This window comes from Methanosphaerula subterraneus, from assembly GCF_052055875.1.
Lineage (GTDB): Archaea > Halobacteriota > Methanomicrobia > Methanomicrobiales > Methanospirillaceae > Methanosphaerula > Methanosphaerula subterraneus.
Map to the genome: position 1 here is coordinate 2,378,215 of NZ_CP170508.1, position 12,017 is coordinate 2,390,231.

14 protein-coding genes are annotated in these 12,017 nt (G+C 59.3%); 11 read left to right on the forward strand and 3 right to left on the reverse strand.

The window, feature by feature from the left end; all coding sequences use genetic code 11:
* The first annotated feature begins 2 nt into the window (after nucleotides 1-2).
* The 10 genes from ACFKSJ_RS11670 to pdxT all read left to right on the forward strand — a co-directional run bounded on the left by ACFKSJ_RS11670 (nucleotide 3) and on the right by pdxT (nucleotide 8,659).
* Nucleotides 3-401, forward strand: coding sequence for a molybdopterin dinucleotide binding domain-containing protein (locus tag ACFKSJ_RS11670; RefSeq protein ID WP_440949972.1), 399 nt, complete (start codon nucleotides 3-5; stop codon nucleotides 399-401).
* Nucleotides 402-403: 2 nt separating this feature from the next.
* Nucleotides 404-1,717, forward strand: coding sequence for a formylmethanofuran dehydrogenase subunit B (locus tag ACFKSJ_RS11675; protein WP_440949973.1), 1,314 nt, complete (start codon nucleotides 404-406; stop codon nucleotides 1,715-1,717).
* Nucleotides 1,718-1,721: 4 nt separating this feature from the next.
* Nucleotides 1,722-3,434, forward strand: coding sequence for a formylmethanofuran dehydrogenase subunit A (locus ACFKSJ_RS11680; RefSeq protein ID WP_440949974.1), 1,713 nt, complete (start codon nucleotides 1,722-1,724; stop codon nucleotides 3,432-3,434).
* A gap of 10 nt (nucleotides 3,435-3,444) precedes the next feature.
* Nucleotides 3,445-4,353, forward strand: coding sequence for a formylmethanofuran dehydrogenase subunit C (locus ACFKSJ_RS11685; protein WP_440949975.1), 909 nt, complete (start codon nucleotides 3,445-3,447; stop codon nucleotides 4,351-4,353).
* Nucleotides 4,354-4,494: 141 nt separating this feature from the next.
* Nucleotides 4,495-5,505 carry an adenylosuccinate synthetase gene (locus tag ACFKSJ_RS11690; RefSeq protein WP_440949976.1) on the forward strand — a complete coding sequence of 337 codons (1,011 nt, stop codon included), beginning with the start codon at nucleotides 4,495-4,497 and terminating at the stop codon, nucleotides 5,503-5,505.
* Between the two features lie 40 nt (nucleotides 5,506-5,545).
* Nucleotides 5,546-5,728, forward strand: a complete 183-nt coding sequence (locus ACFKSJ_RS11695) for a methytransferase partner Trm112 (RefSeq protein ID WP_440949977.1) — start codon at nucleotides 5,546-5,548, stop codon at nucleotides 5,726-5,728.
* An 11-nt stretch (nucleotides 5,729-5,739) separates the two neighbouring features.
* A complete protein-coding gene (locus ACFKSJ_RS11700; protein ID WP_440949978.1) occupies nucleotides 5,740-6,273 on the forward strand; it encodes a DUF7524 family protein in 534 nt (177 codons plus the stop codon).
* Nucleotides 6,249-7,181, forward strand: a complete 933-nt coding sequence (cbiB, locus tag ACFKSJ_RS11705) for an adenosylcobinamide-phosphate synthase CbiB (RefSeq protein WP_440949979.1) — start codon at nucleotides 6,249-6,251, stop codon at nucleotides 7,179-7,181. The genes ACFKSJ_RS11700 and cbiB overlap by 25 nt, the downstream gene beginning before the upstream one ends.
* A gap of 4 nt (nucleotides 7,182-7,185) precedes the next feature.
* Entirely contained in the window at nucleotides 7,186-8,082 is an 897-nt protein-coding gene (pdxS, locus tag ACFKSJ_RS11710) for a pyridoxal 5'-phosphate synthase lyase subunit PdxS (protein WP_440949980.1), read from the forward strand.
* Nucleotides 8,072-8,659 (forward strand): pyridoxal 5'-phosphate synthase glutaminase subunit PdxT, encoded by a 588-nt coding sequence (pdxT, locus tag ACFKSJ_RS11715; RefSeq protein WP_440949981.1) that lies wholly within the window; start codon nucleotides 8,072-8,074, stop codon nucleotides 8,657-8,659. Before pdxS ends, pdxT begins: the two co-directional genes overlap by 11 nt.
* A 53-nt stretch (nucleotides 8,660-8,712) precedes the next feature.
* Here the strand turns inward: pdxT and ACFKSJ_RS11720 are convergent, their stop codons facing one another.
* A complete protein-coding gene (locus tag ACFKSJ_RS11720) occupies nucleotides 8,713-9,666 on the reverse strand; it encodes an EF-Tu/IF-2/RF-3 family GTPase (protein WP_440949982.1) in 954 nt (317 codons plus the stop codon).
* Nucleotides 9,667-9,820: 154 nt separating this feature from the next.
* On the opposite strand from ACFKSJ_RS11720, the gene ACFKSJ_RS11725 reads away from it, so the two are divergent.
* Complete coding sequence (locus ACFKSJ_RS11725) at nucleotides 9,821-10,948, forward strand: SGNH/GDSL hydrolase family protein (protein WP_440949983.1); 1,128 nt, start codon at nucleotides 9,821-9,823, stop codon at nucleotides 10,946-10,948.
* 28 nt (nucleotides 10,949-10,976) lie between these two features.
* Here ACFKSJ_RS11725 and ACFKSJ_RS11730 read toward each other — a convergent pair whose 3' ends face one another.
* Both ACFKSJ_RS11730 and ACFKSJ_RS11735 read right to left on the reverse strand, forming a co-directional pair.
* A complete protein-coding gene (locus ACFKSJ_RS11730) occupies nucleotides 10,977-11,462 on the reverse strand; it encodes a ribonuclease III domain-containing protein (RefSeq protein ID WP_440949984.1) in 486 nt (161 codons plus the stop codon).
* Nucleotides 11,463-11,528: 66 nt separating this feature from the next.
* Nucleotides 11,529-11,849, reverse strand: coding sequence for a hypothetical protein (locus tag ACFKSJ_RS11735; protein WP_440949985.1), 321 nt, complete (start codon nucleotides 11,847-11,849; stop codon nucleotides 11,529-11,531).
* Nucleotides 11,850-12,017: the final 168 nt, after the last annotated feature.

Genomic DNA, 12,017 nt, shown 5'->3' on the forward strand with positions numbered 1-12,017 from the left:
CAGTGACGAAGATCAGCCTTAATCTGATATCTGGACGGACAATCCAGCAGGGTGTCTCGATGGAAGCCGGCAAGGAGAAGCCGGCCTACCGGGACGCCTGTGGTATCATCGAGATGGACCCTTCAGACTTCAAGAAGCTGGGTGCATGGCGGAACACGAATGTACGTGTTACAAGCCCGTATGGCACTGTTGTGGTGAAGGCGATCGAGGCCACCCAGGGTCCCCACCCCGGGCTCGGCTGGATCCCAATGGGACCCTGGGCCAATGCTATCGTCGATCCCAACACCTACTCGACAGGGATGCCGACCTTTAAGGGCGTCCCGATCACCGTCGAGGTCGCCATGAACGAACCGGTCCTCGGCTCAATTGAACTGGTGCAGAAACTCTGCAGAGGTGAATGAGTATGACAAAAGCAGTTACTGATGTGATATGCCCATTCTGTGGGACACTCTGTGATGACCTTGAGGTCACGGTCTCCGACGACGGCAAGAAGATCCTCGAGGTCTACAATGCCTGTGCAATCGGGGCAGAGAAGTTCCTCCACTCCCAGGCCAAGGACCGGGTGACCAGGCCGCGGATGCAGCAGGCAGACGGTACCTACAAAGAGGTCTCCTATGATGAGGCCGTCGAGTATACAGCCCAGATGCTGGCCGGTTCCAAGAAGCCGCTGATGTACGGCTGGTCGTCGACCAGCTGTGAGGCTCAGTCGATGGGATACCAGGTCGCCGAGCGTGTCGGTGCAATCATCGACAACACGGCCACAGTATGCCACGGTTCGTCTCTGCTCGCCATTCAGGATGTCGGTATCCCGAGCTGCACGCTCGGTGAGGTGAAGAATCGTGCCGACACCGTCATCTTCTGGGGATGCAACCCCTCGCACGCCCACCCGCGGCACATGTCGCGGTATTCAATCTTCCCGCGTGGAATGTTCATGGGCAAGGGGCAGAAGTCCAGAAAGATGATCGTTGTCGACCCGCGGAACACCGACACGGCCAAGATGGCCGATGTCCATCTGCAGCTCGAACAGGGCAGGGATTACGAACTTCTCTCGGCACTCCGTGTTGCAATTCGCGGTGAGCCTCTTCCTGACGTTGTTGCAGGGATCCCCAAGGAGAAGATCTACGAAGCGGCCGAGCTGATGAAGGACGCCCGGTTTGGTATCATCTTCTTCGGGATGGGTGTCACCCAGTCCCTCGGTAAGAACCACAACATCGACATCGCCATCATGCTGACCAAGGATATGAACGAGTACACCAAGTTCAGCATCATCGCCATGCGGGGTCACTACAATGTGACCGGTTCAGGCGCAGTGATGGGCTGGCAGTTCGGGTTCCCGTTCGCCACCGATCTATCACGAGGGTTCGCTCGGTACAACCCCGGCGAGACCACCTCCAACGACCTGCTCCGCAGGGACGAGGTCGACTCGGTCTTTGTGATCGGTAGCGACCCTGGTGCACACTTCCCGATCAGCTCGGTGAAGAAGATCTCCAGGCTCCCTTCAGTTGCGGTCGATCCCCACATCACCCCGACCACTGATGTCTGCAAACTGCACGTCCCTGTGGCCTTTGTCGGGGTCGAGGTTGGCGGGTGTTGCTATCGTATGGATAACGTCCCGATCGAGTCCCGCAAGGTTGTCGAGCCCCCAGAAGGGATGCTGACCGACACTGAATTCCTGACAAGGGTCCGAGACCGGGTAAATCAGATCAAGGGTGCGTAAATACATGACAGAATACCTGATCAAGAACGGCTTTGTCTTTGACGCAGTGTCCGGTGTCAAAGGAGACAGGGCCGATATCGCAATAAAGGACGGCAAGATCGTCGAGACGTCCGAGCTCTCCTCCAAGGCAGAGCAGATCGACGCAAACGGCAAGACGGTCATGGCCGGTGCGGTTGAGATCCATGCCCACGTGGCTGGTCCGAAGGTGAACGAAGGAAGGAACTACCGTCCAGAGGACAAGCTCTTCGGGTACACCCCCAAGACTGCGAACTCCCGGATGGCCGGTGGTTTCTCGATCCCAACCACCTTCAAGACCGGATACACCTATGCAAAGATGGGCTACACGACAGTGATGGAGGCTGCGATGCCCCCCCTGTACGCACGCCATGTGCATGAAGAGATCTGCGATACGCCGATCATCGACCAGGGTGCATTCCCTGTCTTTGGAAACAACTGGTTCATGCTCGAGTACCTCAAGAACAATGAGATCGAGAACGCGGCTGCGTACATCGCCTGGCTGCTCCGTGCAGCCAAGGGATACGCGGTCAAGGTCGTGAACCCCGGCGGCACCGAAGCCTGGGCATGGGGACTGAACTGTCTCTCTGTCAATGATCCGGTTCCGTACTTCGACATCACCCCGGCACAGATTGTGAAGGGACTGCTCGAGGCGAACGAGTACCTCGGTCTCCCGCACTCGATCCATGTCCATGCCAACAACCTCGGGAACCCTGGTAACTATACCACCACGCTCGACACGCTGAAACTTGCCGAAGGGTACAAGACCCACAACAAGTTCGGCCGTGAGCAGGTGATGCACCACACCCATCTCCAGTTCCACTCCTATGGTGGCGACAGCTGGCTGAACTTCGAGTCCAAGGCCAAGGAGATGATGGACTACGTGAACGGTCAGAAGAACCTGACGATCGACCTCGGATGTGTGACCCTCGATGAGACGACGACGATGACCGCCGACGGACCGTTCGAGCACCACCTGACCGAGCTGAACCACCTGAAGTGGGCGAACGTCGACGTCGAGCTCGAGACCGCAGCAGGGATCGTTCCGTATATCTACAGCCCGAACGTCAAGGTCTGTGGTATTCAGTGGGCCATCGGCCTTGAACTGGCACTCTACGCCAAGGATCCGATGCGGACCTTCATCACCACCGACCACCCGAATGCTGGGCCGTTCACCCGGTACCCACGCCTCTTCAAGTGGCTGATGAGCCAGGAAGCTCGGCAGGAGCAGCTTGACGCGTTCAAGTGGAGCCAGAAGGTCATCGATGCCACGAACCTCGCAGAACTCGATCGTGAGATCACGCTCTACGAACTGTCGCAGATGACCCGGGCCGGGCCGGCAAAGGCTCTCGGTCTGACGGAAATGTGCGGCGGATTGAAGCCGGGTATGGACGCAGACGTTGTCGTCTACAACTTCAACCCGGAGGCACCCTACACGCCCGACCAGATCGAGACGGCGTTCACCTGTGCAGCGGATGTCTTCAAGTCCGGTGTCCATGTGGTCAAGAACGGCGAGATCATCTCGAACGGCAACAAGCGGACCCTCTGGGTCGATGCAAAGGTCAGGGACAACCCGCAGGTCATGCACGATGTCGAGGAGAAGTTCCTGAAATACTACAGTGTCAACCAGAACAACTACGAAGTCTCCGGGCACCACTATCTCCCGAACCCGTATGTGCTCGAGGTCGATGCGACAGAGTGAGGTGAGGGGTATGGAAACAGTCACAGTCACAATCAAGGAACAGCCGAAACTCTTCGTTGAGGCAGAGCACATCTCCCCTGACGGATTCGCAGGCAAGAGTGCCGCTGAGATCGCAGCCCTTCATGTCTATGAAGGGGTCGAACAGTTCACGGTAGGCAAATACTTCGAGATCGCCGGCAATGCCGGCCTCACCGCAGCAGAGACGAAGGTCGTCCTGAAGGGCGACTTCTCCCGGGTCAAGTACCTGGGCATGAAGATGTCAGCCGGTGAGATGGTGATCGAAGGAAACGCTGACATGTATGTCGGTGCCTGGATGGAAGGCGGGAAGCTGACCGTTAAGGGCAACGTCGACGCCTTCGCTGCCACCGGTATGAAAGGCGGCGAGCTGCTGATCGAAGGGAACGCAGGCAATTATCTCGGGTCGGCATACCGTGGCGACTGGCGCGGGATGCAGAGCGGTCTGATCCGCGTCGGCGGCAACGCCGGCAGCGACATCGGGACGTTCATGAATGGCGGCACGATCATCATCAACGGTGATGTGGATGTCCATGTCGCCACCCATGCAGAGGGCGGGATTATCATCGTCAAGGGTAACGCCAAGAGCAGGGTCGGCGGCCAGATGGTCGAAGGTGAGATCACGGTCTTCGGGACCATCGATGTGATGATGCCCGGCTTCAAGTACATCAGTGACGTGGAGCGGGAGGTCGACGGTCAGAAGGCGGTCTTCGCATTCTACCAGGGCGACCTCGGCGAGCGGCACCGGACGAAGAAAGGGCAGGTCATCTATGGCTCGATCTACGTGAAGAAGGCCGCTGCAGCTGATGAGGATGCAGCCAGAACGGCACGCCTGCACGCAATGCGCGAGCAGAAGAAGGCGAAGAGGAAGGCTGCGGCCGAGACCTCCTCTTCAGAAGAGTAACATCCATTGTTTATTCAGCACCAGCCGGTTCATTGCAACCACACTTTTTTTAAATCGAGCACGCTTCTCCCAGGCAGGATCTCAACTTTGAGAGAATAAATGTTTATCAGGGTGAATCACCCCACAGTATATGATAGAATAATGACCTGTACCGTGATAGTAGGTGGATTCTTTGGTGACGAAGGAAAGGGGAAGATTGTCGCACATATTGCCCATGCAGATGAGCCCACAATCATTGCACGGGGCGGTGTAGGCCCAAACGCAGGTCACACCGTCCAGGTGGGTGACAAGGAGTACGGCGTCAGGATGGTCCCTTCAGGGTTCGTCTATCCTGATGCCCGCCTCTGTATCGGGGCAGGGGTGCTCGTCGACCCGCGTGTGCTGGCGCGGGAGGTCGATGTTCTGGGTGTGAAGGGGCGGATCTTCGTCGACCGGCGGTGTGGTGTCATCGAAGAGAAGCATATTGCAGCAGATAAGGCCAGCGTTCATCTCTCCCAGAAGATCGGGTCCACCGGTACAGGCTGCGGCCCGGCCAATGCGGATCGGGTAATGCGGGTCGGCAGGCTGGCACAGGATCTGCCCGAACTGAAGGAGTACCTGATCGATGTTCCGGTCGAGGTGAACACGGCGATCGATAATGATGAGGTCGTCCTCCTTGAAGGAACACAGGGATTTGGTATCTCGCTCTATTATGGCAGTTATCCGTTCGTGACCAGCAAGGACACCTCGGCCTCCCAGATCGCGGCAGATATCGGGGTCGGCCCGACCGGGATCGACGATGTGGTCGTGGTCTTCAAGGCCTACCCGACCAGGGTCGGGGAAGGTCCTTTCTCCACCGAGATGTCGCATGAACAGTCCGGGGAACTCGGTCTTCAGGAGTTCGGAACGGTCACTCACCGCGAACGACGGATCGGATGCTGGGACGGGGAGATGGCCCGGTATTCGGCGATGATCAACGGGTGTACACAGGTCGCGATCACCGGGATCGATAAGGTCGACAAGGCCTGCTTCGGTGTGACCGAGTATGAGAAACTGACCCCGAAGGCCCTGGCATTCCTCCGTGCGGCCGAGGATGATATCAACCGGCCGATCACGCTGATCTCGACCGGCCCTGAACTCTCCCAGATCATCGATCTGCGTGACGAGTTCTAACACTGCGGTGTTGACAGAGAAGAGAGGACTGGTGAGTGATATGAGAAGAAGTATGATGGAGATTCTCTGCTGTCCGATCTGCAAGGGCGACCTTTCCCTGCAGGTGGCCGAAGAGAACGAATCGGAGGTCCTGGAAGGTACGCTCTTCTGTGCAGCCTGCAGGACCGGGTACCCAATCCATGACGGGATCCCGGACCTGCTCCCGAAGCAGAAGACGGCATAGTGGTGAGTCTGATGGAGGCCAACGAGATCTACCTGAACCGGAAGAGGATCAACTCGCTCGAGGTCCCCCGCGACCCGCTCCAGGTCGGGGTGGGCCGGCCTCTCACCTTCCGGCTGATCAACTACGGTGCCCCGGTCCACCTCTCTTTTTCGGCCGTGGACGCCGGGCAGTTTACCGAATTCACGCATCAGAACATCTTTGTCCGTGACGAGATGATCTTTGACCTTCCGATCCGTGAAGACGCCTATCCGGGGACCTTCTCGATCAATGTGGTCACCGGGTACGGGACGGTCAGGGACACCATCGAGGTGCAGGTGATCCGGCCGAAGGTGGTGAAGGAGGTGGCAGAGCGACAGCGGACCCAGTACCCGGTCTATGTGGAACCTGAAACCTCGACACCCCCGGTGGTGCAGATCTTTGCGATCGTCGGCCTCTTTCTGTACCTGCTCTGGTGGTATGTGCGGGTGGACCTGCTGAACTTCACCGCCTTCGTTCTCCTCTTCGCAGGGATCCTGGTTCAATGGTACTCCCACCGGCAGGGATAACCCTCCTGGTCCTGGCAGGTTCTCTGCTGGTGGATCGGATGATCGGGGACCCCCATTCCCGGTTTCATCCTGTCGCGCTCCTCGGCACGTTTATCGGTCTCTGGGGCCGGCCTGAACGCTGGCACCCGCGGGTACAGCGGGCGATCGGCCTCTTTGCAACCGTGCTGACAGCCACGCTCTTCGCCCTGCCGTTCTGGCTCTTCTCGACCTATGCCCCGCTCGCCCTCTACCTGGTGGCAGGCCCGTTTCTGCTCAAGTCCTGCTTTGCATGGCGTTCGCTGGAGGAGCACGCGACCGCGGTCGTGACGGCCGTGGGGTCTGACCTCGGCTCGGGACGGCGCGAGGTCCAGCGGCTGGTCTCGCGGAACACAGCAGCACTGGACGGGGAGCATATCCTCTCGGCGGCCTACGAGTCGATGGCAGAGAACCTGGTCGACAGCATCATTGCTCCCCTTCTCTTCTTCCTGGTCTTCGGGCTGGCCGGTGCCGCGGTGTACCGGGCGGTCAATACGATGGATGCGATGCTCGGATACCGGGACGAACGCGAACGGCTCGGCTGGGCGCCGGCCAGGCTTGACGACCTGCTCAGTTACATCCCGGCCCGGGTCACCGGCCTGTTGCTGCTGCTGATCTTTGCTCTCCGCGGGCGGGGACGAACGGCCTGGCAGACCTTCGTCCGGGATCGGAAGAAACGGCCCGGGTTCAACGGGGGGATCCCGATGTCCCTGATCGCCGGCGGGACGGGGGTGCTCTTTGAGAAACCCGGGGTCTACCGGATCGGGGAAGCCGAGGGGCCCCTCTCTGAACGAGGGGTGTTGGTTGTCCGGGCGGTCAGGGAGGCCACGCTGCTGCTGGTGGTGCTTGCCGGGTGCATACTCTTTTTATTGCGTGTGCTCTCCTATAGATAGGAACATGAAGCTCGAGGAACTGAGGTTCGGCACCGAGCTGCTGAAGCGCGGATTCGCGTCCATGCAGAAGGGTGGTGTGATCATGGATGTGGTCAACGCTGATCAGGCGCGGATCGCTGAGGAAGCAGGGGCTGTCGCCGTGATGGCCCTTGAGCGGGTGCCTGCAGAGATCAGAAAGGCCGGCGGGGTGGCCAGGATGGCAGACCCCGACCGGGTGATCGGGATCATCGATGCGGTCAGCATCCCGGTGATGGGCAAGGTCAGGATCGGCCACTTTGTCGAGGCGCGGGTGCTCGAATCGCTCGGGGTCGATATGATCGATGAGAGCGAGGTGCTGACGCCTGCGGACGAGGAGTACCATATCCGGAAGACAGAGTTCGATGTCCCGTTCGTCTGCGGTGCGCGGAACCTCGGCGAGGCCCTCCGGCGGATCGATGAAGGTGCTGCAATGATCAGGACCAAGGGCGAGGCCGGCACCGGCAACGTCGTCGAGGCGGTCAGGCACATGCATGCGATCATGGGCGAGATCCGGCAGCTCAAGGGGCTCGACCGGCAGGAACTGATCGACCGGGCACGGTCCATCGAGGCGCCTTCAGCTCTCGTCATCGAGTGCGCGGAACGGGGCAGACTTCCGGTCGTGAACTTCTCGGCCGGCGGGATTGCGACCCCCTCGGACGCGGCCCTGATGATGCACCTCGGTGCAGACGGCGTCTTCGTCGGTTCAGGGATCTTCCTCTCCAGCGACCCGGCCAGAACGGCCAAGGCGGTCGTCGAAGCGGTCAACCATTACCAGGAGCCGGCCGTTATCGCCGAAGTCTCCCGCGGACTTGGCGAGGCGATGAAGGGGATCGACGTTCATACGCTGAAGGACGACGAGGTGCTCCAGTTCCGTGGACGTTAAGATAGGGGTGCTGGCACTCCAGGGGGACGTCGCCGAACATATCGCGGCCTTCCAGCGGGCGCTCGACACGATCCCTGACGTCAGGGGATCGGTCGTCGAGGTGCGGGAGGCGGCCCAGATCCCGTCCCTCGATGCGATCGCGATCCCTGGCGGGGAGTCGACGACGATCTCCCGACTGATCGAGAAGAACCGGATGCATGAGGCGCTGACCGGCTTCTCCGGCGGGATCTTTGCGACCTGCGCCGGGATGGTGCTGATGGCGCACCGTGTCGAAGACCCGCGGATCCGGCCGCTCGGCCTGATCGATATGGACGTGGACCGGAACGCTTTCGGGCGGCAGCGGGAGTCGTTCGAGGCTGATATATCCATTCGGGGTCTCGATGCTCCGTTCCATGCGGTCTTCATCCGGGCGCCGGTGGTCAGGTCGGTCGGGCCGGCCGTGACGGTCCTCGCTGCCGTCGACCATGGAATCGTGGCGGTATCGCAGGGGAAGCATATGGCCCTCTCGTTCCATCCGGAGCTCGGGGGCGACCTCAGGCTTCACCGGCTCTTCCTTGAAGGGCTTGGGATCGCCTGAAACGATATTTTTTTTACAGCACTTTTTTTTAAAAATAGAGAAGAAGCCGCCGGTCAGAGCGGTATAGTGCCGGTGACCCGGAGTTTGCCCCCTTCCAGGTAGCAGAGCACCCCGTTGTCCCCGGAGCGGGCGATCACCGGTTTATCCAGGGCCAGCGTGATGGTGGGGTGGTGCCAGTCGCCCTGATCGGTGACGGCCGTGATCCGGCAGGGGATGAACTGCATCCAGTGGCCGAGGTACAGCACCATCCCTTCCTTGAGGGCGGCAGGCCAGTACTTCACGAGACGGGCCTCTGCGGTGATCTCGTCCCTGACCTGCAGATCCTTATCGCCGGTCAGCACATCGCCGCGGTTCAGCTCGTCGGCCTCGATGTTCTTCAGCGCGACGCCGACCCGGTCCCCCTGCACCGCAGTATCCGCGTCGTCATCGTGTTTCTGAAGGGATCTGACCTGAACGCTCTTCTTTCCGGGGAGGACGGTCAGGGTGTCATGCTTATGGATGGTTCCGAAGGCCACGTCCCCGAGGACCACGGTCCCGATCCCTTTCACCGGGAATGCATGGTCCACCGGGACGGTCCCCGGCTCGGTTCCCGGGGCCGGCTGTCCGAGGGCGTGGGAGAGGAAGAACTCCCGCTCGGCGACCGGGTCGTCCTCGATCACCGTATAATGCTCGACGACTGTTCCCTTGATGAGCGGGGCCAGCTCTTCGCGGGTCAGGTAGTTCTTCAGCACCAGCCAGCCCTGCGTGATCCCTGCAGAGTCGAGCATCAATACGCACTCCCCGAATTGCGCCGTGATGGCGTCCACCACCACCAGGGCGCCGGCGGCTGTTGAGACTGCATAGAAGAGCGAGACGATCCGTTCGGGGTACCTGGTCGGTTCGATGAACGTGACCGTCGTCTCCCCTCTCTTCAGGTTATAGTAGGTGATGTCGCTGGCAGTGCCGGCCTTGCCCAGGTCCTTTGCATACCCGTTCTCACCGAGCACCGCAATTGTCAGGTTTGCCATCGTGATCCTTAATACAAGGGCGCCCAAGGTACATCTACCCTTCGCCTGGTCGTGATCCGCCCGGTTCCATCGTCCTCGTATAAAGGATCATCACAAGCGCTATGTAGTACAATGCTGAATTTTATAGGATACAGGATATCATTCGAGGCAACATATGAAGCGCACATCTATTGGAATTTTAATTCTGATCGGGTCTCTCCTCTTCCTAGGGGTGGGGACGACAGCGGTATCTGCAACGGTGCACATCCTCCCGCTTGGGGACTCTCTGACCAAAGGGATGACCGACACCGCTGAGTCTGCGAGTCACCCTACGTACCGCTACTGGCTGTACAATGATCTGAAGGTGGCCGGATATGACTTTGACTTTGTTGGGAGCTGGACGCAACCGAACTTTGCCTACTCCTTCGACCAGCACAACGAAGCGCATGGTGGGTATACCACCGACGGGATTCTGAACGGCGCTTCTGATGATCCCGCCCAGGGCAAGCTCTCCCAGTGGCTCACCGGTTATCATGCCGACATCGTCCTCCTCATGATTGGGACCAACGACTGCCTCCACCAGATTCCAACCGACCAGTCGATCAGCAACATCGGTGCAATCATCGACCAGGTCCGGGCACAGAACCCGAATGCAAAGATTCTGCTCGCCTCCATCCCGCCGACCGCGACACAGAGGGATAACCTGGTTGCCCTGAATGCACGCATCCCGGCGCTCGCATCCCAGAAGAGCACGGCCCAGTCTCCGGTATACTTTGTCGACCAGTACTCAGGCTTTGACGGAGTCAACGACAACCAGGCGTCGAGTGGTATCCACCCAGATGAGAGCGGAGAGAAGAAACTGGCAGCCAAGTGGTTCAGTGCTATCCGTCAGGTCCTCGGTGGATCGGCGGTCACGGCACCGACCGCGGCACCAACCGCAGTTGCAACCGCGACTGCTGTTCCGGTCCAGACCGTAGCCGTGCAGACGGTTGCCGTCCAGACCGTGGCTGCACAGCCAATGGCCGTGCAGACAGTTGCGACCACGGCCCCGGTCCAGAGTGTCATCACCTCGTCCTCGTTTGGATCGAGTTTTGGACTCGGCAAACAGTTTGTCATCGGTGATACGAGTTTCGTCGCGCCGACTGGCGTTTCACAGAGTTCGGGGAGCAGTTGGGGCACCTGGAGCCCATTCAATGCAGCACCTCGTGACTTCTCTGCAACCGCCAATTCGCAGAGCCTGACCCCGCCGAATCAGATGTTCGTCAGATGGTATCCAGCCGGTTTCCCCACCGGCAGAGATTAATCAATTTTTTCAATTATCTGATCTTTTTTTAGCGTCCATTTCCGGCCGCAGAATCTCTGGTCTCTGTATTGATCAGCCCGAGCGTCCAGAGCACCTGTCTTGCGGCCCCGAGCCCGCCGTCGAGAAAGACCGCCCCGATCACCGCCTCGCAGCACTCAGCGAGCACCCTGCCCGACAGCCAGACCTCCTGTGCCTCTTCCCCCTTTCCCCAGAGAACCAGCGGCGCAAGATCGATCGATTCAGCGATGGTGCGAAGCACACTCATGTTCACCCGTCGCACCTTCTGGACGGTGATCTCTCCCTTTCTGGTCACCCCGGTCTGCAGCAGGTCGTCGATCACCAGAAGGTCGATCACTGCGTCTCCGAGCGTGGCCAGGGCGTCCATGTCCTGATCGTCTCCGAACTGCTGTTCCCGGGCATATGCCAGCCGGGTCAGCGCTCGCCGGGGGTGCGCCCGATCAAAAAACCTGTATCCGATCCGCTGTTCAAGAACCTCGATCTGAATCTCCGGCATCACTGAGTACTGACTTCCCCTGCCGGTAAAAAAGGTCTGTCCTGATGACCGTGTGGATGGGATCGTTCAGGTCTCTGGAAGATTCCCGGGTACAGGTTGAAACTCTGCCACCAGTTCGAGGATCCTGTTCACGATATGGATCAGAGCATTATACGCCTGGATAAACTCTTCCACCATAGAACGTGCGTTCGCCAGATCGGTCGAGGCATTGGAGAGGTTGACGTCCCCGGTGATCTGCTGGATCCCTGCCTGGAAGTGTAAACTGGCGGTGGTCAGGTTCTGGAGCGTGTCGTTGACCAGATCGGGGTCAGTCTCTTCTGCGTTCACGGTGCTCGCCAGTCCAAGTGCGCAGACCGCAAGAATCAGGAGTGGGAAAACTGATCTCATCCAGCAGTACTCACCCTTTATCGCATTAAGGCTGCATGTCAGGAAATTTTTTCTGTCCGATCCCGGCCCCGCTCCGTCCGAGAACTCAATCAACGATTCTTTCGTCTGATATTTGGAAAGAAACAATCCGACGCGTTTTTATGATATGAACCGAAATAGAGTCATTAT

Coding starts and splice junctions, on each gene's coding strand:
- ACFKSJ_RS11725 (WP_440949983.1), top strand. CDS start 9,821: ATGAAGCGCACATCTATTGGAATTTTAATTCTGATCGGGTCTCTCCTC.
- ACFKSJ_RS11720 (WP_440949982.1), bottom strand. CDS start 9,666: ATGGCAAACCTGACAATTGCGGTGCTCGGTGAGAACGGGTATGCAAAG.
- ACFKSJ_RS11735 (WP_440949985.1), bottom strand. CDS start 11,849: ATGAGATCAGTTTTCCCACTCCTGATTCTTGCGGTCTGCGCACTTGGA.
- ACFKSJ_RS11730 (WP_440949984.1), bottom strand. CDS start 11,462: ATGCCGGAGATTCAGATCGAGGTTCTTGAACAGCGGATCGGATACAGG.
- ACFKSJ_RS11700 (WP_440949978.1), top strand. CDS start 5,740: ATGGAGGCCAACGAGATCTACCTGAACCGGAAGAGGATCAACTCGCTC.
- ACFKSJ_RS11695 (WP_440949977.1), top strand. CDS start 5,546: ATGAGAAGAAGTATGATGGAGATTCTCTGCTGTCCGATCTGCAAGGGC.
- ACFKSJ_RS11675 (WP_440949973.1), top strand. CDS start 404: ATGACAAAAGCAGTTACTGATGTGATATGCCCATTCTGTGGGACACTC.
- pdxS (WP_440949980.1), top strand. CDS start 7,186: ATGAAGCTCGAGGAACTGAGGTTCGGCACCGAGCTGCTGAAGCGCGGA.
- ACFKSJ_RS11685 (WP_440949975.1), top strand. CDS start 3,445: ATGGAAACAGTCACAGTCACAATCAAGGAACAGCCGAAACTCTTCGTT.
- ACFKSJ_RS11690 (WP_440949976.1), top strand. CDS start 4,495: ATGACCTGTACCGTGATAGTAGGTGGATTCTTTGGTGACGAAGGAAAG.
- cbiB (WP_440949979.1), top strand. CDS start 6,249: ATGGTACTCCCACCGGCAGGGATAACCCTCCTGGTCCTGGCAGGTTCT.
- ACFKSJ_RS11680 (WP_440949974.1), top strand. CDS start 1,722: ATGACAGAATACCTGATCAAGAACGGCTTTGTCTTTGACGCAGTGTCC.